The 19,286-nt window shown below is 60.1% G+C and carries 16 protein-coding genes and 1 pseudogene; 10 read left to right on the forward strand and 7 right to left on the reverse strand.

What is annotated here, in order from left to right:
- Positions 1 to 90: 90 nt before the first annotated feature.
- Positions 91 to 1,038 (reverse strand): hypothetical protein, encoded by a 948-nt coding sequence (locus tag TU81_RS25040; protein ID WP_038982623.1) that lies wholly within the window; start codon positions 1,036 to 1,038, stop codon positions 91 to 93.
- A 271-nt stretch (positions 1,039 to 1,309) separates the two neighbouring features.
- Here TU81_RS25040 and TU81_RS25045 point away from each other — a divergent pair, with 271 nt between their 5' ends.
- Entirely contained in the window at positions 1,310 to 1,993 is a 684-nt protein-coding gene (locus TU81_RS25045; protein WP_048397077.1) for a response regulator transcription factor, read from the forward strand.
- A complete protein-coding gene (locus tag TU81_RS25050; protein ID WP_038982625.1) occupies positions 1,971 to 3,365 on the forward strand; it encodes a sensor histidine kinase in 1,395 nt (464 codons plus the stop codon). The genes TU81_RS25045 and TU81_RS25050 overlap by 23 nt, the downstream gene beginning before the upstream one ends.
- 143 nt (positions 3,366 to 3,508) lie before the next feature.
- Here TU81_RS25050 and TU81_RS25055 read toward each other — a convergent pair whose 3' ends face one another.
- Both TU81_RS25055 and TU81_RS25060 read right to left on the reverse strand, forming a co-directional pair.
- The gene (locus TU81_RS25055; protein ID WP_038982626.1) at positions 3,509 to 4,015 is read right to left on the reverse strand and encodes a DinB family protein; all 507 of its coding nucleotides are present in this window, start codon (positions 4,013 to 4,015) and stop codon (positions 3,509 to 3,511) included.
- Between the two features lie 216 nt (positions 4,016 to 4,231).
- On the reverse strand, positions 4,232 to 5,341 hold the full coding sequence (locus tag TU81_RS25060) for an NAD(P)/FAD-dependent oxidoreductase (RefSeq protein ID WP_048397274.1): 1,110 nt from the start codon (positions 5,339 to 5,341) through the stop codon (positions 4,232 to 4,234).
- Positions 5,342 to 5,886: 545 nt separating this feature from the next.
- Between TU81_RS25060 and TU81_RS25065 the strand changes: the two genes are divergently transcribed.
- The 5 genes and pseudogenes from TU81_RS25065 to TU81_RS25080 all read left to right on the forward strand — a co-directional run bounded on the left by TU81_RS25065 (position 5,887) and on the right by TU81_RS25080 (position 11,796).
- Positions 5,887 to 6,183: a hypothetical protein gene (locus tag TU81_RS25065; protein ID WP_038982627.1), complete on the forward strand. Its 297-nt coding sequence runs from the start codon at positions 5,887 to 5,889 to the stop codon at positions 6,181 to 6,183.
- 281 nt (positions 6,184 to 6,464) lie between these two features.
- The gene (gene mgtA / locus TU81_RS25070) at positions 6,465 to 9,185 is read left to right on the forward strand and encodes a magnesium-translocating P-type ATPase (protein WP_038982628.1); all 2,721 of its coding nucleotides are present in this window, start codon (positions 6,465 to 6,467) and stop codon (positions 9,183 to 9,185) included.
- A 223-nt stretch (positions 9,186 to 9,408) separates the two neighbouring features.
- Complete coding sequence (locus TU81_RS25075) at positions 9,409 to 11,085, forward strand: Na/Pi cotransporter family protein (protein WP_048397080.1); 1,677 nt, start codon at positions 9,409 to 9,411, stop codon at positions 11,083 to 11,085.
- A gap of 73 nt (positions 11,086 to 11,158) precedes the next feature.
- Positions 11,159 to 11,398 (forward strand): annotated as a pseudogene (locus tag TU81_RS29865) (hypothetical protein); the annotation flags it as partial.
- Positions 11,399 to 11,499: 101 nt separating this feature from the next.
- On the forward strand, positions 11,500 to 11,796 hold the full coding sequence (locus TU81_RS25080; RefSeq protein WP_038982630.1) for a DUF2388 domain-containing protein: 297 nt from the start codon (positions 11,500 to 11,502) through the stop codon (positions 11,794 to 11,796).
- Between the two features lie 69 nt (positions 11,797 to 11,865).
- On the opposite strand, the gene TU81_RS25085 is transcribed toward TU81_RS25080, so the two are convergent.
- From TU81_RS25085 to TU81_RS25095, 3 genes are all read right to left on the reverse strand, one after another.
- Complete coding sequence (locus tag TU81_RS25085) at positions 11,866 to 12,798, reverse strand: pyridoxal-phosphate dependent enzyme (RefSeq protein ID WP_038982631.1); 933 nt, start codon at positions 12,796 to 12,798, stop codon at positions 11,866 to 11,868.
- A gap of 271 nt (positions 12,799 to 13,069) precedes the next feature.
- Positions 13,070 to 13,738: an HAD-IA family hydrolase gene (locus TU81_RS25090; protein ID WP_038982632.1), complete on the reverse strand. Its 669-nt coding sequence runs from the start codon at positions 13,736 to 13,738 to the stop codon at positions 13,070 to 13,072.
- 131 nt (positions 13,739 to 13,869) lie between these two features.
- Positions 13,870 to 14,277: a response regulator gene (locus TU81_RS25095; protein ID WP_048397082.1), complete on the reverse strand. Its 408-nt coding sequence runs from the start codon at positions 14,275 to 14,277 to the stop codon at positions 13,870 to 13,872.
- Between the two features lie 203 nt (positions 14,278 to 14,480).
- Between TU81_RS25095 and TU81_RS25100 the strand changes: the two genes are divergently transcribed.
- A complete protein-coding gene (locus tag TU81_RS25100) occupies positions 14,481 to 15,419 on the forward strand; it encodes a class I SAM-dependent methyltransferase (protein ID WP_048397084.1) in 939 nt (312 codons plus the stop codon).
- 347 nt (positions 15,420 to 15,766) lie between these two features.
- Here the strand turns inward: TU81_RS25100 and TU81_RS25105 are convergent, their stop codons facing one another.
- Positions 15,767 to 16,420: an NAD(P)H-dependent oxidoreductase gene (locus TU81_RS25105; protein WP_038982635.1), complete on the reverse strand. Its 654-nt coding sequence runs from the start codon at positions 16,418 to 16,420 to the stop codon at positions 15,767 to 15,769.
- Between the two features lie 100 nt (positions 16,421 to 16,520).
- Between TU81_RS25105 and TU81_RS25110 the strand changes: the two genes are divergently transcribed.
- Both TU81_RS25110 and TU81_RS25115 read left to right on the forward strand, forming a co-directional pair.
- Positions 16,521 to 17,159: a TetR/AcrR family transcriptional regulator gene (locus TU81_RS25110; RefSeq protein WP_048397086.1), complete on the forward strand. Its 639-nt coding sequence runs from the start codon at positions 16,521 to 16,523 to the stop codon at positions 17,157 to 17,159.
- Positions 17,160 to 17,445: 286 nt separating this feature from the next.
- Complete coding sequence (locus TU81_RS25115) at positions 17,446 to 19,203, forward strand: L-lactate permease (RefSeq protein WP_038982637.1); 1,758 nt, start codon at positions 17,446 to 17,448, stop codon at positions 19,201 to 19,203.
- Positions 19,204 to 19,286: the final 83 nt, after the last annotated feature.

A 19,286-nucleotide genomic window follows, 5' to 3' on the forward strand; every position in this document is an offset into this window, starting at 1 on the left:
AGGTCACGTCAGCAAGGCAATCAGAATGATGATCGGGATCGGTACGCCGAGAAAGAACAGCAATATTGAGCGCATGATGGTTCTCCTGGATTAACGAACAGGTGGCAGCGTCGTGGTTGTGGTGGTCACGTAGGCATCGGTTTCCAGGTACTCCACGGCATCCCGACGACGACCACCGAAGATCGCGGCGAGGCTGGCAAAAAATGCCCCAGCCAGCAGCGCGACAAACATCCACAACGCGGTCAAGGCTGCGACTTTGGCTGCGGTGTCGGCCGCTTGCTGCGCGGTCAGTTTGGCGTCGGCGGCGGCTTTTTGGGTGCGGGCATAGACTTCATCGACACGACGCTCGGCATCCGCTTGAGTGAGGTTGGTCCGCTGGGCGACCAGTTGAGCCAGGTAGGTCCGATCTTCGGGCGCCAACTGACCGTCGTTACGCAAACTGCGCGCGAAGATCCGGGTGACGGTGCCATTGACGGCGTCCTCGCTGACGGCGACTGGCCGATCATCGCGAAACAGGCTGTCGATGAAGTAACCGTACGGATCACTGTCGGTATTGCCGACCGCACTGCCGGCAGCCTGGGTCATGGCGCTGGCGGCACCGCCGGCGACCGTGGCCCCGGCCTGCACGCCGCCGCTGACAATGTTGCTGACCGAGCCGACCACCAGGGTCGCGGTCACCAGCGTCGCGATACACCAGGCCAGGAAGCCATGGGCCGTGTCACGGAAGTAGACCTCATCGCCGTGCATGTAGGCCCACCTCACCCGCAGGCGACCGGCGATGTAGCCGCCGAGCCCGGACGCCACGATCTGGGTAAAGGCCAGCCAGACAATCGTCGAGATACCCAGGCTTTTGGCGCTGACGCCTTCATGGGCCCACGGCGAAACCGCCGAGAAACCCAGGCCAAACCCAAGCAGTACGAGGATCAGCGACAACGCCGCAGCCGCCGCGGCCCCGGCGAAGATAGCGGCCCAGGACACGCCCGAGAGCGTGCTGAACTCATCTGCGACAGGATAAAAACCATCAGAGGATCTGTTCATTGTTGTAGTGCTCCAGGCAGGTGTTACAACTCGTCAAACGAGCAATTGCAGTCAACGTGCCAGTCGCGGCACTTGGATAAATCGTTCTATTTCAATGCGTTGAAAACAATGAACTTCTCAGGGTCATGCAGTTTGCAAGGAGTCAGTAATATCGGCGGGTTTTATGCATTGATCAAAACGATGCCTGCATGAAATTTTATTTAGAAAACCATCGATCATTTCTTGGCAAAATGCCGTGCAACGTCTTGAACACCTAACCAGGCAAGCCCTTATGACCCGCATCTTGACCATCGAAGACGACGCTGTGACCGCCCGGGAAATCGTCGCCGAACTGAGTAGCCACGGCCTCGACGTGGATTGGGTCGACAATGGCCGTGAAGGTCTTGCGCGCGCGGTCAGCGGCGACTACGACCTGATCACCCTCGACCGCATGCTGCCGGAGCTCGATGGTCTGGCGATTGTCACCACCCTGCGCACCATGGGCGTGGCCACGCCGATCCTGATGATCAGCGCCCTCTCCGATGTCGATGAACGGGTTCGCGGCTTGCGCGCCGGCGGCGACGATTACCTGACCAAACCGTTCGCCACCGATGAAATGGCCGCCCGGGTCGAAGTCTTGCTGCGCCGGCAAAACACCGTGACCGCCCAGGCCACCACATTGCGCGTGGCCGATCTGGAGCTGAACCTGATCAGCCACGAGGCCAGCCGCGACAGCCAGTTGCTGACGCTGTTGCCCACCGAATACAAGCTGCTGGAATTTCTGATGCGCAACACCGGGCAGATTCTGTCGCGGATGATGATTTTCGAAGAGGTCTGGGGTTATCACTTCGATCCCGGCACCAACCTGATCGACGTGCACATCGGCCGTCTGCGCAAAAAGATCGACCCGCCAGGCAAAGTCCCACTGATTCGGACGGTGCGAGGCTCGGGTTATGTCATTGCTGAACCCCTCTAAAGGCTGGCGCTCCTCCAGCAGCCGCTTGCTGGCGCTCTACAGTTCGCTGTTCGTGGCCTGGAGCGGGATTCTCATGGGGGTCATGTACTACGAAGTGTCCAGCTACCTGGACACCCTGGCCAAGCATTCATTGATGCAACGTCAGCATCTGTTTTCACGCTTTTCGGGCGAGCAACTGGAGGACGCCCTCGCCGCCAGTGTGACGTTCGACATTCGCGGCATCGATGCCTATGGCCTGTTCGATGACCAGCAGCGCTACCTCAGCGGCCCCTTGCGCCAGATCCCTCAAGGCCTGCCGCTGGACGGCAAGATTCACATCCTCAGCGACTGCGTCGACGCCGACGACCCGACCCTGCCCACCGACAGCTGCGATGCCGTAGCGACCCGGACCCTGGACGGACGCTGGCTGGTACTGGTGCGAGACAATGGTTCGTTGTTTGCGGTGACCCGGATCATCCTGCGCGCGCTGCTGTGGGGCGTGTCGCTGACCATTCTGCCTGGCATCGCCGGCTGGCACCTATTGAGACGGCGCCCGCTGCGGCGGATCCGGGCGATTCAGGCCAGCGCCGAAGCCATCGTCGCCGGTGACCTGACCCGACGCCTGCCGCTGTCCAACCGCCGTGACGAGCTGGACATGCTCGCCGCCATCGTCAACGCCATGCTCGAACGCATCGAGCGCTTGATGAACGAGGTCAAGGGCGTGTGCGACAACATCGCCCATGACCTGCGCACACCGCTGACGCGCCTGCGGGCGCAGCTGTACCGGATTCAGCAGCAGGCCGATGACGGTTCGACGCTGGCCGTGCAACTGGATTCGGTGCTCGGCGAAGCCGATACCTTGATGGCGCGTTTTCGCGGCTTGCTGCGGATTTCCGAGCTGGAGGATCGCCAGCGCCGTTCGGGCTTCGTGCAACTGGACCCGGTGCCGTTGCTGCAAGAGTTGCATGACTTTTATCTGCCGCTGGCGGAAGAAGGCGAACTGACTTTTGAACTGCAACTGCCCGAGTCCCTGCCCCAACTCAATGGCGACCGGGCGCTGCTGTTCGAAGCCGTGGCGAATTTGCTGAGCAACTCGATCAAATTCACACCGCCGGGTGGGAAGGTGATTTTACGTGGAGTGAATGACGCTGGGCATACACGAATCGAAGTACTCGACTCCGGCCCCGGCATAGCGCTGGCCGAACGTGAGGCGGTGTTTCAGCGCTTCTATCGCGCCGAGGGCGGTAACCCGCAAAGCGGTTTCGGGCTGGGATTGTCGATCGTCGCGGCGATTGTCAGCCTGCACGGGTTTACGCTGGAAGTCGGCAGCAGCGAGCTGGGTGGTGCGCTGTTGGTGCTTGATTGTCGGCAGAGTTTGATGCCTCAGGCCTGACACAATCTCCATCACAAAGAAGATCCAATGTGGGAGCGGGCTTGCTCGCGAAAGCGGTGTGTCAGACAACATCATCGTCGACTGGCAGTCCGCATTCGCGAGCAAGCCCGCTCCCACAGGGATTTGCTTAAGTCAGCGATGACTCAATACCCCGGAACCTCGCGCAGAAAAACCGGCAGATCAGTGATCGGCGGCAGGGCCGGAATCTCGACGTACATCTGGACCACCCAGCCTCGGTGATAACTGGCGTGGTTGACCACATGCAACAGCATCGCGCCGGCGCTCATGACCCCGCTTTCGCCCGAGACGGAGGTGAATTCGATGGGTTGATCCAGTGAATCGTCGGTCTGCGCCGAGGTCCATCCACAGAACCATTGATCTATCTCCTGTTGCGCCATTCGCAGCTCGGGGAGTTCGGTATGAAGCAGGTCATGGGAGGTTTTGAAGTCGTGCCCTCGGCCTTCCAGGTGGGCTTGCCAGATGCAGTCCACCACGTAGATGTGGTTCAAGGTGCCGATGATGTTGCTGAACACCGACACCCGTTTGCGGTTGAGCTCTTCCGGTGGCAGCGCCATGAGGCTGTCGAAGAGTCGCTGATCGGCCCAGCGCCTGTAATCGGCGAGCATGCGGGCAGTGCGTACGTTGATCATCAGAGGTCTCCCATATCGATGGGCGCATTGGCAAGAATAGTCCCCCGTTGATCATCGGTCACGCCATACGCGACCTTGTAGCCGCTGGTGCCATGTGGGAGCGGGCTTGCTCGCGAAAGCGGTGTGTCAGGTAACATCATTGTCGACTGGCAGTCCGTATTCGCGAGCAAGCCCGCTCCCACATTGTGATCTGCGGCTACAGGATCTCGTCGAGAATTAAACCAGGATCAGACGCTGCACCACCCGCTCGGCCAGCGCCAGGCAACTGGTCAGCCCCGGAGATTCGATGCCGAACAGGTTGACCAACCCCGGCACGCTATGCACATCCGGGCCGCTGATGATGAAGTCGGCAGCCGGCTCGCTCGGTCCGCTGATCTTCGGGCGAATGCCGCTGTAGGCCGGTTGCAGGCTGTCATCAGGCAACGCAGGCCAGTAACGCCGGATCGCCTGATAGAAACCTTCGCTACGGCGCGAATCGACGCGGTAATCAACGTGCTCGACCCATTCGATATCCGGCCCGAAACGCGCCTGACCGCCCAGGTCCAGGGTCATGTGCACACCCAGCCCGGCGCTTTCCGGTGCCGGGTAAACCAGATGCCGGAACGGCGCCGGACCGCTGAAACTGAAGTAACTGCCCTTGCACAGCCAGGCCTTGGGAACGTGCTGCGCTGGCAAGCCTTCGATCCGGTTCGCCACTTCAGGCGCGGACAATCCCGCGCAGTTGATCAACTGCCGACAGCTCAACGTCATCGGCTGGGCCCCGCCCATGTGCAGCTCGAAACCGTGCCCGGTGCAACGGGCCCATTCCAATGGCGTGTGAAAGACTATCGAAGTACCGCACGCTTCAGCATCTGCCTGAAGCGCCAGCATCAGGGCATGGGAATCGACGATGCCGGTGGACGGCGACCAGAGCGCGGCAACGCAAGACAACGCAGGTTCAAGCGCCCGCGCCTGCCCGGCATCCAGCCATTGCAGGTCATCGACGCCGTTGCGCCGGCCCTGCTCCAGCAATGCTTGCAAGGCATGGCGCTGACGTTCATCGGTGGCCACGATCAGCTTGCCGATACGCCGGTAATCGACGCCGCGTTCATCGCAGAAGGCGTACAACCGTTGCCTGCCCTCCACGCACAATTGCGCCTTGAGACTGCCGCTCGGGTAATAGATGCCAGCGTGGATCACTTCCGAGTTGCGCGAACTGATGCCCACGCCAATCCCCTCGCCCGCCTCGACCAGAATCACTTCTCGCCCGGCCCGAGCCAGCGCCCTGGCCACCGCCAGCCCGACCACACCAGCCCCGACCACCACGCATTCGATATCGACGCTCACCTGCCCTCCACACATTCAAGCCTGTCCTGCCACCGATAATCGACCACGCTGGAGATTATCGCCAGCATGACCACGAAGATCTCGTCACGGGTTACATACGGTCCATGTAGGAGCTGGCGAAGCCTGCGATCTTTTGATCTTCGGCGGCCGCTGAAATGCCAAAGATCAAAAGATCGCAGCCTTCGGCAGCTCCTACATACCATCCAACAGCCATCAAAACGGCAATTAACTGTCATTTAGCTGAACCACTACACACTTCAATAACCAAACCCCGTTTAACCGGCCATTAAGTGCACTTTTACGATTGACTTCACCCCCCTCGCTCAGTAAATTGCCCGGGCCGATAACAACGGCCTTTCATCAACTCACAAAAGAATTCAATGGACACAGTATCTAGTTGCTGTCGGATGACTGCAGATAGGCAGGATCTGGCACATAACCCAGACAATGACGGGACTCGACTTTTCGGTCGGGTGAGCTGCGCTAGAGCCTGAGGCTCCACCGTAACTTGCCTCACCGGAATCAGTCCGGCCCAGAGGCATGTTATGAACTTCAAAACCACTGTAATGCCAGGCGTACGCGCCTTTGCATCGACCATGCGGGTCAAGCTTTGCCGTGAGCGTCTGTTGACGACTCGGCCCAGCGCCCCGTTTTCCGCCCCTTCTGCCCACGCCAAGGCACAACCTCGTGCCAACTGGCGCGTCTGCCCGACGACGGGCCGGCTTCAGCAACGCTGGAGCTTCGACGAAAGCCAGGACCCACCGAGTCGGCGCATCGCGCGCCTCTTCCAGCAGGCGAGCCTGATGCTCGGCCTGTACGTCGGGGCACGCACTCTCAATTGATTTGAAGGCACTTTCAAAGTCCTTCCCTAACGGTTTTCTTAAACGAAATCCGACAACTTCTTATTGCCTGTCAAAAACAACTTTATCGGAATTAATTTATGGACGAAGCCAGTAGTCGGTTCGCTGCCTATCACTTATTAGTTGATGGACAGCGAACGTTAAAACATCAAAACACAATCATCCGACTCGATCGCTTATTTACGGCTCGACATATGTGCGCTCGTCTTTGATTAGCTGAGTACCTGTGTGTCGTGCCGCAAGCCTGCGGCAGGAGCACAGCAATGACCCTTGTAAAAACCGCAAAAAAAACCACCCGGGGCGCCTCCAGCGACAACGCCAAGCTGTCGATGCGTGCCGCCCGGGAAGCGCAAAACGGCCTGGCCGTAACCCTCACCAACCTCAACGCCACCGCTGACGGCTTGACTGAACTCGAAGCCGAAGGCCGTTTGGTGCGTGGTGGCCACAACGAAGTCGCCCACGACAAGCCGCCTCACGCCCTCATCCAACTGCTCAAAGCCCTGAACAATCCCTTCATCTATGTGCTCCTGACCCTGGCCGGTATCAGCTTCTTCACCGACTACTGGCTGCCGATCAGCCAGGGTGAAGGCGACGACGCCGACCTGACCAAGGTCATCATTATCATGACCATGGTCAGCCTGAGCAGCCTGTTGCGATTCTGGCAGGAATACCGCTCGGCCAAGTCCACCGAAACCCTCAAGGCCATGGTGCGCACCACTGCCACCGTCCTGCGTCGCCCACAAAAGGGCCGCCCGCCGGTGCTGCGCGAAGTGCCGATGCGCGAACTGGTGACCGGCGATATCGTGCAGCTCAGCGCTGGCGACATGATCCCGGCGGACATCCGCCTGATCGAATCCCGCGACCTGTTCATCAGCCAGGCCGTGCTGACTGGCGAAGCCTTGCCGGTCGAGAAGTACGACACGCTGGGGGACGTGGCACAAAAATCGGCCACCAGCAGTGCAGCCGACCAGTCCAACCTGCTCGACCTACAGAACATCTGCTTCATGGGCACCAACGTGGTCAGCGGCACCGCCAAAGCGGTGGTGGTCGCTACCGGTTCGCGCACCTACTTCGGCTCACTGGCCAAAGCCATTGTCGGCTCACGGGTGCAAACCGCGTTCGACCGTGGGGTGAACAGCGTCAGCTGGTTGCTGATCCGCTTCATGCTGGTCATGGTGCCGATTGTGTTCCTGCTCAACGGCTTCTCCAAAGGTGACTGGAGCGATGCGTTCCTGTTTGCGCTGGCAGTGGCGGTCGGCCTGACTCCGGAAATGCTGCCGATGATCGTCAGCGCCAACCTGGCCAAAGGCGCCATGGCCATGGCCAAGCGCAAAGTGGTGGTCAAGCGCCTCAACGCGATCCAGAACTTCGGTTCGATGGACGTGCTGTGCACCGACAAGACCGGCACCCTGACGCAGGACAAGATCATTCTTGAGCACCACGTCGACATCAATGGCCAACGCGACGATTCGCTGCTGGAGCTGGCCTGGCTCAACAGCCATCACCAGAGCGGACTGAAAAATTTGATGGATCAGGCCGTGGTGCAGTTCGCCAATCGCAATCCAACATTCCGCGTGCCGTTCGCCTACAGCAAGGTCGATGAACTGCCGTTCGACTTCGTGCGTCGGCGCCTGTCGATCATCGTCAAGGACAGCCGCGACGATCACCTGATGGTGTGCAAAGGCGCGGTCGAGGAAATGCTGACCATCGCCAGCCACCTCCATGAAAACGGCACTGTCGTGGCGTTGAATGATCAACGTCGCCAGGCGCTGCTGGCCCTGGCCAACGAGTACAACCAGGACGGCTTCCGAGTGCTGTTGGTCGCTACCCGCGAGATCCCGAAGGCACAGACGAAAAACCAGTACGCAACCACTGACGAACGCGAACTGGTGATTCGCGGTTTCCTGACCTTCCTCGATCCACCGAAGGAAACCGCCGGCCCGGCGATTGCCGCGCTGCGCGACATGGGCGTGACCGTCAAGGTGCTGACCGGTGACAACGCCGTGGTGACCTGCAAGATCTGCCGCGAAGTCGGCCTGGAACCCGGCATGCCGCTGCTCGGGCAAGACATCGAGAAGATGGACGAAGCCACCCTCAAGGCACGGGTCGAGGAACGCACGGTGTTCGCCAAGCTGACGCCGTTGCAGAAATCCCGGGTGCTCAAGGCGTTGCAGGCCAACGGTCACACCGTGGGTTTCCTCGGTGACGGCATCAACGACGCCCCTGCCCTGCGCGATGCCGACGTCGGTATTTCGGTGGACAGCGGCACCGACATCGCCAAGGAATCGGCCGACATCATCCTCCTGGAAAAGAGCCTGATGGTGCTCGAAGAAGGTGTGCTCAAGGGCCGCGAAACTTTCGGCAATATCATGAAGTACCTGAACATGACCGCCAGCTCCAACTTCGGCAACGTGTTCTCGGTGCTGGTGGCCAGTGCGTTCATTCCGTTCCTGCCGATGCTGTCGATCCACCTGCTGCTGCAAAACCTCATGTACGACATCTCTCAGCTGGCGCTGCCGTGGGACAAGATGGACAAGGAATTCCTGCGCAAGCCGCGCAAGTGGGATGCGAAGAATATCGGCCGTTTCATGCTGTGGATCGGGCCGACCTCGTCGGTCTTCGATATCACTACCTTCGCCCTGATGTGGTACGTGTTCGCCGCCAACAGCGTGGAAATGCAGGGCCTGTTCCAGTCCGGCTGGTTCATTGAAGGGCTGCTGTCCCAGACCCTCGTGGTGCACATGTTGCGCACGCAGAAAATCCCGTTTTTCCAAAGCACCGCGGCGTTGCCGGTGATCCTGATGACCGGGCTGGTGATGGTGCTGGGCATCTACATTCCGTTCTCGCCACTGGGCACGCTGGTCGGTCTGCAACCGCTGCCGTGGGCGTACTTTCCATGGCTGGTCGGCACGTTGCTCAGCTACTGCGTGTTCGCGCAGGTCATGAAGACCCTCTACATCCGTCGCTTCAAGCAATGGTTCTGATGGTGTAAGCCCCCGAAGCGAGGGAGCAAACCCAAATGACTTGAACACCGCAATCCCTGTGGGAGCGGGCTTGCTCGCGAAGAGGGAGTGTCAGTCGGCATCGATGGCGCCTGACACACCGCTTTCGCGAGCAAGCCCGCTCCCACAGGTTTCGTGTTTACCGCACCATCCCTCCGGCTCTCGGGCCGTCAATAAATGCAGTACGTGAAAAGGGAGAGTCCTCATGTCGGGAACTACTCTACTGATCAACCTCGCTGGCTCCATCGCCCTGTTGCTATGGGGCACTCATATGATTTCTTCGGCGCTGTTGCGCGGCTTCGGCACGCCATTGCGTCAGTGGCTGGGCCACAACCTGAATAACCGCTGGATGGCTTTGCTGTCCGGCATCGGCATCACTGGCGTCCTGCAAAGCAGCACCGCCGTCAGCCTGATGGCGACTTCGTTCACCGCCGCCGGGACACTGGGACTGGCGCCAGCACTGGCGGTGATGCTCGGCGCCAACATCGGTTCGACCCTGGTGGTGCAACTGCTCAGCGCCGATGTGTCGATGCTCACACCCATTGTTTTGCTGGTGGGTCTGATCATCTTTCGGCTGCGTGATGACTCCCGCTACGAAAGCGTCGGTTGCGCGTTGATCGGCCTGGGGCTGATGCTGCTGGCCCTGCACATGCTCGGTTCGACGCTGGCGGAAGTCGAAGGCACGCCAATCTTCCAGCTCATCATGCAGAGCCTCGATGGCGACCTGCTGATTGCACTGCTGGTGGCGCTGATCCTCACCTGGCTCTGCCACTCCAGCGTGGCCGTGGTGCTGCTGATCGTCTCGTTGGCCCCCACCGGCATGCTCTCGGCCAGCACGATTGTCGCGCTGGTATTGGGGGTGAACATTGGCGGTGCGCTGCCTTCGGTCATCAATGCCGGTTCAAGTGTCGGCCGACGCCTGCCGCTGGGCAATCTGCTGGTGCGGGCGGTCGGTGCCGTGGTGGTCTTGCCGTTTGCCGGGCTGCTCGCTCAGACACCGCTCGCGCCTTCGACGCTGGTGGTGTGCCTGCACACCGGTTTCAATCTGCTGCTGGGGTTGGTGTTCATCGGCCTGACCGACGTGCTCGCCAATGCCCTCACCCGATGGCTGCCGGCGCCTGAGCGGGATGTCGACCCTGGCATGCCGCACTACCTGGATGAGGCCGGTCTGGAAGTGGCCGACATCGGCTTGTCGAATGCCGCCCGCGAAGCGTTGCGCATGGCCGACATGCTCTCGGCCATGCTCGGCCGGATGTTGCATCTGCTCCACACATCGCTACCGGCCTGCGCCGATGAAGTGCGGCGCATCGATCAATCCCTGGACCTGCTCAGCGCGGCGATTCGGGCTTATCTGGCCGACATCGGCAAGGAAGGCATCAGTGACAGCGATGCCGATCGCTCCCAGGAAATCCTCACGTTCGTGATCAACCTCGAACATGCCGCGGACATTCTTTCCAGCAGCCTCGCACAGCTGGCCATGCGCCGTTTGCGCCGGGGTGAACAGTTCTCGGCCTTCGAACTGGGCAACATCGCCCCGCTGCACGACGCATTGCTGGAAAGTTTGAGCCTGGCGATCACCGTGTTCCTGCGCGAAGACATCGCCACCGCGCACCAATTGATCCAACGCAAAGAGACTGTCAGAAGGCTCGAAGCAGAAGCCAGCCGCGAGCATTTTCGCCAGTTGCAGGAAGACAAAAGTACCTGGGCTGAATCCGGCGATATTTTCCAACGGGTGCTGCGTGATTACCGGCGTATGCATCACCACATCGCCGCGCTGGCGTATCCGCTGCTCGAACGTGCCGGTGAGCGCTCGGTCGAGAACATCGATCTGGTGAAGGAGAACCCATCAAAAACAACTTCAGCCGCGACGCATTCCTTATAGCAGCTGCCGAACGCAGCCTCGCGAGCTCGGCAGCTGCTCCGGATCGCATTACGGATTAAACGGCTGACCTGCTGCCTGCGACGACGGCGAGCAAAACCATCGCTGGACCTGGGGCACCGGCGTCGAGTATGACCTCGCCAGGTCCTTGACCCTGGTCGCCGAACGCTATGGCCAGCAAGGGGGCGAACAGGCCTGGCAGGCCGGGCCGCGTTTGCACATCGGCGAGCGGGTCGATGTCGATCTGGTGATGGGTCACGACCTCACGGGCCAGCGTGATCAGTGGCTGACCACTGGGGCTACCGTACGGTTCTGAGCGGTCGCCTGTGCATATATCGAATCGGCAGGGAACTCCTGAGTGCTGCCAGGCATCCTAAATTATGTGTTACTTCCTTTACGCTTTTGGAGGACGCCGTCATGCGCCGTCTGTTGCTCATATCTTCACTAGTGCTTTGTTTGCCCGTTGGTTCGGCCATGGCCGATGTGGATGCAAAAGATGTCGCCACCTCGGCCGGTGTCTCCGCATCGCTGTACTCGACGTTCAAGGATGACAAAATCGTGATTCCCGCACGGGATGACGCTTCTAGCTTCGTGGCGAGTGGCGGTACGATTCGCGGCGTTTACCTGGAGTCGGTGTTGAAGGAGATTCGACAAAATCATCCCGACCTCAAGGCTAGCGACGAGGAGCTGGCCAGAGCGATCCTCGCTCAGTAAGGTCCAGTCGGTCGCTGAAACCTGAAAAAGTCAGCCGTGGGGCTCGCAACACCGGATAGTGTTCGGGCCCTAGGTTGCTTGCGTCCCAGCGGACAGGCGCGCCCAGCCGGCGACCAATTGCGCGTTGATGCTGACACCGCCGCACACCACAATCACCACATCATGGGCCTCGGCAATCGCCGGATGGTCCAGGTATGCCACCGCCAATGAAACGCCGCACGCCGGCTCGACCAACTGGCGCAGGTCGTTGGCGTAACGAACCACGCCCATGATCGCCTCATCATCGCTGAGCACCACGCATTCGTGGGCAAAGTCGAGAATGTGCTGCACCGGCCAGGCCGCCACTTGCGCCGCCCCGAGTGACGTGGCGACGGTATCGATGCGCGGCAATCTGACCGGGTGGCCGGCACTGATGGCGGCCGCGAAAGACGCCGCGCCCTGGGTTTCACAAGCAACGATCCGACAATCCATGCGCTGATGACGGATCAATCCAGTGAGCAGGCCCGCCAGCAACCCTCCGCCACCCACCGACGTCACCAACACATCGACCTGAGGACAGTCCTCGAGAATTTCATCGACCATCGTGCTGTGCCCTTCCCACAACACCGGATGATCGAAGGCTGGCACATATTCGGTGTTCGCACCCTTTGCGAGCTCTTTCGCCCGTTGATTGGCTTCGTCCCAGACCTTGCCGTGGACGATCACCTCGGCACCGGTTTTCCTGATCCTGGCGCGAGTGGTTTCCGGTGTGGTGTTCGGCACCACGATGCAGGCTTTCAGCCCAAGGCTGGCCGCGGCCACGGCGGTGGCCAACCCGGCGTTACCACCGGAAGGACAAACCACTTTGCGCTTACCCTGCTCCGCTGCCTGACTGCACAGCAGGCCCATGCCGCGCAGTTTGAACGAGCCGCTGGGTTGCAGGTTTTCCAGCTTGAGCCAGATCCGCCGGGCCGGGGTCGACAGACCCGGATGCAGAATCAGGGGCGTTCTGATGTGAAGCATCGTGTGCTCCTTGTGACGCCCTCGGCTCATCGAGATGTTCAACGAGTCGGGAGTGAATAGATCGAATTAGCCTTATCCAAGCTTAGTTCACCCAGCCCCGCGGCTATCGTCTGGCGATGCGCTGGCAACCCTGATGATGGCGGTTGATTCCCGGAATTTACTGAACCCACCACAAATCTACTATGGGAGCGGGCTTGCTCGCGAAGGCGGTGTATCAGTCGACATCAATGTTGAATGATGAACCGCCTTCGCGAGCAAGCCCGCTCCCACATTAAAGTGTGTGCAGGCTGATTTGGCTGTGGAGATCCACTCGTACCTCGACCGTGTCATAACAGGCCAAAGTGGCATGCGGGGTCTGGAGCGGATGAACGTGGGTCGCAGTGATAACCATGACGTGCCCACCCGCCGCTTCACCGGCGAGAATCCCCACGGCGGCGTCTTCGAAGATCAGGCACTCGTTGGGCGCGACCCCTAACCGACGAGCGGCCAGCCGATAACCCGCAGGGTCGGGTTTGCCGGCGCTGACGTCTTCGGCGGTGATCATCACGCCTGGTTCGGGAATGCCTGCCGCCGCCATTCGGCGCAGGGCCAGTGCCCGTGGCGCGGAGGTGACGATGGCCCATTGGTTGGCAGGCAACGACTTGAGGAAACTCGCCGCGCCGGATACTTCGACAATCCCTTCCACATCCTCGATTTCCGCCTCGGTGATCCACGCGGCTTCAGCTTCAGCGTCCACCCCGGGCAAGGCCAGACGGTTGATGGTATCGATGGCGCGAACGCCGTGGATGGTCGGCAGGAAGGTGTCGACATCGACGCCGTGGTGCAGGGCCCAGATGGTCCAGATCCGCTCGGCGGCAGCGATGGAATTGAGGACAGTTCCGTCCATATCGAACAGGAAGGCGCGGTACGAGGTGTTGAACACGGATGCTTGAACTGACAAAGGGCGATTTCCAGAACCAGGCGAATGTTGTCAGCCAATGTACATCACCCTTGTAGGAGCTGCCGAAGGCTGCGATCTTTTGATCTTCGTTTTTTAAAGCAAGATCAAAAGATCGCAGCCTTCGGCAGCTCCTACAGGCTCCGGTTCGAATGCAAGGCGTTTTGCACACAATCGAGCAGCTGTCCCACCGCCCAAGGTTTCTTGATGAACGCAACCCGATGCTTGACCCCGGAGCTTTTCGGGGTTTCGAAGCCCGACATGATCATGATCGGTTTGTCCGGCCAACGGTCGCCGAACTGATTGGCCAGGTCTGCGCCATTGAGCTTGCCCGGCATGGTGATGTCCGTCAGCAACAGTCCCACCTCCGGCGCGTGCTGCTCCAGATACTGCGACGCGGCGTCCGCGCTGACCTGTGGTTCAACCGCAAAGCCTTCCTCCTGAAGAATTTCGCACAGAAACTCCAGGATCAACGGGTCATCCTCAACCACAAGAATCAATCCGTCAGACAAGTGCGCGCCCGCCGTCGATACTGGACCCATGACTGTGCCACTCCCTGATTACGTAAATGATTTGCGCGGGCTCAAATCCGCCACCTACACGTATGAGCAGCGGACTTCGTGGAAAATTCATTTTTGATACACCTGACGTGGACATTCTCCGTCCAGGCTGACAAATACGACAGTTTGTCAGCGCATAATTGTGGTTAAAATGCCGCCCCCCCATGCATGGCCGACCTTGCCCGATGAACCCAGATGCCCTCTCCGTCCTCCACGACCATTTGCTGACTGCACTTGCGGCTGCGCCCGCAGAAACCCGTCGGCTGTTCCACGGCCGTGGCCGCTGCTGGCCGGGGCTGGAGCAATTGACGGTCGACTGGCTGCAGGGCGTGGTGCTGGTCTGCGTGTTCAAGGAACCGCAAGCGTCGCAACTGGACGATTTGAAGCAGCGGCTGATGGCGATCACGCAATCGCCAGCATGGGCGAAATCCGGCGCGCATACCTTGCTGCTGCAACATCGATACCTGCAGGAAAGCACCACCGAATGGCTGCTCGGGGAGCCGATCGAAGAGATGACGATCACCGAGGGCGGCCTGCATTATCGCGTGGACCTGGGCCGCAAACAGAACACCGGCCTGTTCCTCGACATGCGCTACGGCCGTGATTGGGTGCGGGCCAATGCTGATGGCAAGCGGGTGTTGAACCTGTTCGCCTATACCTGCGGGTTTTCGGTGGCCGCCATTGCGGGAGGCGCTACGCATGTGGTCAATCTGGACATGGCTCGCTCGGCCCTGAGCCGTGGCCGCGACAATCATCGGCTCAATGGGCATGACTTGAGCAAGGTGAGTTTTCTCGGCCATGACCTGTTCAAGTCATGGGGCAAGGTCATCAACAATGGTCCTTACGATCTGGTGATCATCGACCCGCCGTCCTTTCAGAAAGGCAGTTTTCTGCTGACCAAGGATTACCAGCGCGTACTGCGCCGCCTGCCGGAATTGCTCAGCCCTCAGGGCACGGTACTGGCCTGCATGAACGATCCGGCTTTTGGTGCGGACTTTCTCATCGACGGCGTCACCCGCGAAGCGCCGAGCTTGCGGTTTGAGCAACGGCTGGAAAATCCGCCGGAGTTTCCCGATGCCGATGTTGAGTGCGGGTTGAAGGCGTTGGTGTTCAGACAAGGCTAATTGACGATCAAAAGATCAAAAGATCGCAGCCTTCGGCAGCTCCTACGGAATCGCGTACACCCGTGAAATATCGGGCGAACACACATTCTGTAGGAGCTGCCGCAGGCTGCGATCTTTTGATGTTGATTCAGCAGCAGCCAGGCTGGCCGGGGGGATTAGACTAATGGTACTTGAGTGCCAGCCCCCGGCTTCTTACGATGTTGATACGTGGCGGTTGGAGGTTTAAGCCGTTGCGTAGGTGGTGAGTGAACTGAACCCCAATAAGCTCACCACTTGTTTCATGCGCATCTTGAGCCTCTGGCTCTACTTCCTCCCCATCAAAGAGCTCGAGGCTCTTTTTTTGTCTTTCAAAAAGCATCAGCGCTGACTGGTCGGCAATGGTGAACATTCTGGGCCGTGTCGCTGCATCTGGATCCACCGAAAAGCTCACGACCGATCACCCGAGCAGCCTCCAGATGAACCGTCGGCGCCTGGATTTCCGAGTCGAGCAGCAGCTCGGACGTTACAACGCAGGCACCGCAATAATCGAAGATCCCATGGTCAATCTGCGTCTTCATGGCATCGGCATAACCATGGCGCGCATAGGTTCCCGCATCGGCGCCACCGACACCGACAAGGTGAACTCGCAGATGGCGAAGCTTCTTCTCCAACTTGGCATCCGCACTGAAATCGAACGCCCAGCCATTGGCGAACACCCGATCGATCCAGCCTTTGAGCAGCGCTGGCATCGACCACCAATAAACCGGATAAACCAGCACCAGCGCATCGGCGCGATCAATCCTGGCCTGCTCGGCGACCACATCGGCAGGGGGTGGGGCTTCCCGGTGATGGACGGCGAGATCGGCCGCGCCGAACCGCGGATCGAACCCTTGCGCCCAGAGGTCTGCGATTTCGAAAGAGTGGTCGGAATCAGCCGCGCATACACCTTCGGCAATATGCCTGGCGAGGCTATGGGTGAGCGATTGGGCATCATGGTGAGCTACAACAATGAGTGCGTGCATGTCGAAAACTCCTGCTACGGAATGAGTGATTGAGGGCTAGAAGCGAGCCTTATATACTCTTGGTAAGTTACGATCAGTAAGCTACTTTTGGTATATAAGCATGTCAAGCACTGAAACACCTGAGCAGGATTCCAGCCCGACACCGCGCCGTCGGATGTCGCGGGAAGAGCGCCAGCGCCAGTTGCTGGATGTCGCCTGGCAGCTGGTTCGAGAGGACGGCACGGACGGGTTGACGCTTGGCCGGCTCGCCGAGCTGGCAGGGGTGACAAAACCGGTGGTTTACGACCATTTCACCACCCGCCCCGGGTTGCTGGCGGCGCTTTATCAGGAGTTCGACGCGCGTCAGACCGCGCTCATGGACGCCGCGCTTCAAACCAGTGAACCAACCCTGGCCAGCAAAGCAATGGTCATCGCCTCGTCTTATGTTGATTGCGTCCTTCTTCAGGGCCGCGAGATACCCGGCGTGATCGCCGCGTTGACCAGCTCACCCGAGCTGGAAAAAATCAAGCGCGAGTACGAAGCGATCTTCATGGACAAATGCCGCAACGCCCTCCTCCCTTTCGCCGGAACGGGTGATATCGCGCCAGCAAGTCTTCGGGCAATGCTCGGTGCAGCCGAGGCGCTGTCCCATGCCGCCGCGACTGGCGAGATCACGCCAGTGCAGGCACAGGACGAACTTTTCGCAACGATCGTGGCGATGGTCGAAAGGAGCGCACACGTCGGTGGCCTCGACGCCTGAACGGAATTCAACGCCTGGCAAGCAGCTTCAGAATGGACAAGCATGCCAGTCAGTTATGGTGCAATCCCTGTGGGAGCGGGCTTGCTCGCGAAGGCGGCATAACAGCCAACATTGATATTGAATGTTAGTCAGTCTTCGCGAGCAAGCCCGCTCCCACAGGGATTGCGCTTGACTGACTGACATCAGGACAAGCCCCGCCAGGACAGCAGCGTAACGCCACCTATACTCCAAGCCACCTTCCCCCACGGGGGTCTGCGCTACCCACAATAAAAAGCAGAGGTGGAACATGGTCTGGCAGCAAATCTACGACCCCTTCGATAACCCAATGCTATCTACCATCATGGCGGCGGTGCCGGTGGTGGTGATGCTGGTCTCCCTGGCGTTTTTCCACATCAAGGCGCACCTGGCGGCGTTGCTGGCCCTGGGCTCGGCCTTGCTGATTGCGATCTTCGCCTTTGGCATGCCGGCGAACATGGCAGGCTCGGCCGCACTCTACGGCGCCGCCAACGGTCTGCTGCCGATCGGCTGGATCGTGCTCAACATCATCTTCCTGCACCGGCTGACCACCGAGAACGGTTCGTTCAAAGTGCTGCAGGATTCCCTGGCGCGCATCACTGACGATCGACGTCTGCAACTGCTGCTGATTGCCTTCTGCTTCGGTGCTTTCTTCGAAGGGGCCGCCGGTTTCGGCACCCCCGTGGCGGTGACCGGGGCCATTCTGATCGGGCTGGGCTTTTCGCCTCTGGCCGCATCTGGCCTGGCACTGATCGCCAATACCGCGCCCGTGGCGTTCGGCGCCTTGGGCACGCCCATTATCACCTTGGCCAAAGTGACCGGCCTGGATGAAATGGAACTGTCGATGATGGTCGGCCGGCAGCTACCGTTTTTCTCGGTGATCGTGCCGTTCTGGCTGATCTGGGCCTTCGCCGGCTGGCGCAAGATGCTGGAAATCTGGCCGGCGATCCTGGTCGCTGGCGTCAGCTTCGCCATACCGCAGTTCCTCGTGTCCAACTACCACGGGCCGATGCTGGTGGATGTAATCGCCGCGCTGATTTCCATGGCCTGCCTGACCGGTTTCCTCAAGGTCTGGAAGCCGGCCACTGTGCATACCTCCGCCGCATTGTCAGGCCGGACCGACGACTCCAGGGTAGAGGCGGACCCGGACGAGAAACCCACAGCGACCTTTGCCAGCGATGCAAAACCTGCCGTGATGCGGGCATGGTTGCCGTGGATCATCCTCACCGTCTTCGTCTTCGCCTGGGGCACCCAAAGCTTCAAAAACCTATTCGATACCCGCCCGGCGATAGATCCGCAAACCAGCTCGGCCAAGCTCGACCCTCAGGGCAAGCCGATGCGCGAAGCGAATCCGATCTTTGCCCCGACCTTGACCTTCACCACCATTCACCAACAGATCGAAAAGGTCCCGCCCGTGGTGCCCGTGGCTAAAACCGAGGACGCCGTCTACAAGTTCAACTGGTTCACCAGCACCGGCAGCGGCATCTTGCTGGCGGCGATCCTCGGCGGGCTGCTGATGGGCTATTCCATCCCGCAGCTGCTGCACCATTACCTGCGAACGCTGTGGGTGGTGCGTTACTCGCTCATCACCATTGTGGCCATGCTCGCCCTCGGTTTCCTGACCCGCTACTCGGGCCTCGACGCCACCATGGGTCTGGCCTTCGCCGCAACGGGCATTTTCTACCCCATGTTCGGCACGCTGCTCGGCTGGCTCGGCGTTGCGCTGACCGGCTCGGACACGGCCTCCAACGTGCTGTTCGGCGGCTTGCAACGGGTAACGGCCGAGCAATTGGGCCTGAGTCCGGTGTTGATGGCCGCGGCCAACAGTTCCGGTGGGGTCATGGGCAAGATGGTCGACGCCCAGTCGATCGTGGTCGCGTCCACCGCCACCCGCTGGTACGGCCATGAAGGGGAAATCCTGCGCTACGTGTTTTTCCACTCCGTGGTGCTGGCGATTCTGGTCGGCGGGCTGGTAACGCTGCAAGCGTATGTGGCGCCGTTCAGCCATATGGTGGTGGGCGGGAATTAACCGAGGCGACCGCTGTTCGCCATGGCTCGGAGTCGGACCCGAGCCATGGTTCAGGCCAGATAATCGCCGCTCATTTCAGGCCG

This window comes from Pseudomonas lini, assembly GCF_001042905.1.
GTDB classification, from domain to species: Bacteria; Pseudomonadota; Gammaproteobacteria; order Pseudomonadales; family Pseudomonadaceae; genus Aquipseudomonas; species Aquipseudomonas lini.

Excerpts from the sequence above, each read along its gene's own strand:
- TU81_RS25040 (WP_038982623.1), bottom strand. The coding sequence starts at position 1,038 with ATGAACAGATCCTCTGATGGTTTTTATCCTGTCGCAGATGAGTTCAGC.
- TU81_RS25045 (WP_048397077.1), top strand. The coding sequence starts at position 1,310 with ATGACCCGCATCTTGACCATCGAAGACGACGCTGTGACCGCCCGGGAA.
- TU81_RS25050 (WP_038982625.1), top strand. The coding sequence starts at position 1,971 with ATGTCATTGCTGAACCCCTCTAAAGGCTGGCGCTCCTCCAGCAGCCGC.
- TU81_RS25055 (WP_038982626.1), bottom strand. The coding sequence starts at position 4,015 with ATGATCAACGTACGCACTGCCCGCATGCTCGCCGATTACAGGCGCTGG.
- TU81_RS25065 (WP_038982627.1), top strand. The coding sequence starts at position 5,887 with ATGAACTTCAAAACCACTGTAATGCCAGGCGTACGCGCCTTTGCATCG.
- mgtA (WP_038982628.1), top strand. The coding sequence starts at position 6,465 with ATGACCCTTGTAAAAACCGCAAAAAAAACCACCCGGGGCGCCTCCAGC.
- TU81_RS25075 (WP_048397080.1), top strand. The coding sequence starts at position 9,409 with ATGTCGGGAACTACTCTACTGATCAACCTCGCTGGCTCCATCGCCCTG.
- TU81_RS25080 (WP_038982630.1), top strand. The coding sequence starts at position 11,500 with ATGCGCCGTCTGTTGCTCATATCTTCACTAGTGCTTTGTTTGCCCGTT.
- TU81_RS25085 (WP_038982631.1), bottom strand. The coding sequence starts at position 12,798 with ATGCTTCACATCAGAACGCCCCTGATTCTGCATCCGGGTCTGTCGACC.
- TU81_RS25095 (WP_048397082.1), bottom strand. The coding sequence starts at position 14,277 with ATGGGTCCAGTATCGACGGCGGGCGCGCACTTGTCTGACGGATTGATT.
- TU81_RS25100 (WP_048397084.1), top strand. The coding sequence starts at position 14,481 with ATGAACCCAGATGCCCTCTCCGTCCTCCACGACCATTTGCTGACTGCA.
- TU81_RS25105 (WP_038982635.1), bottom strand. The coding sequence starts at position 16,420 with ATGCACGCACTCATTGTTGTAGCTCACCATGATGCCCAATCGCTCACC.
- TU81_RS25110 (WP_048397086.1), top strand. The coding sequence starts at position 16,521 with ATGTCAAGCACTGAAACACCTGAGCAGGATTCCAGCCCGACACCGCGC.
- TU81_RS25115 (WP_038982637.1), top strand. The coding sequence starts at position 17,446 with ATGGTCTGGCAGCAAATCTACGACCCCTTCGATAACCCAATGCTATCT.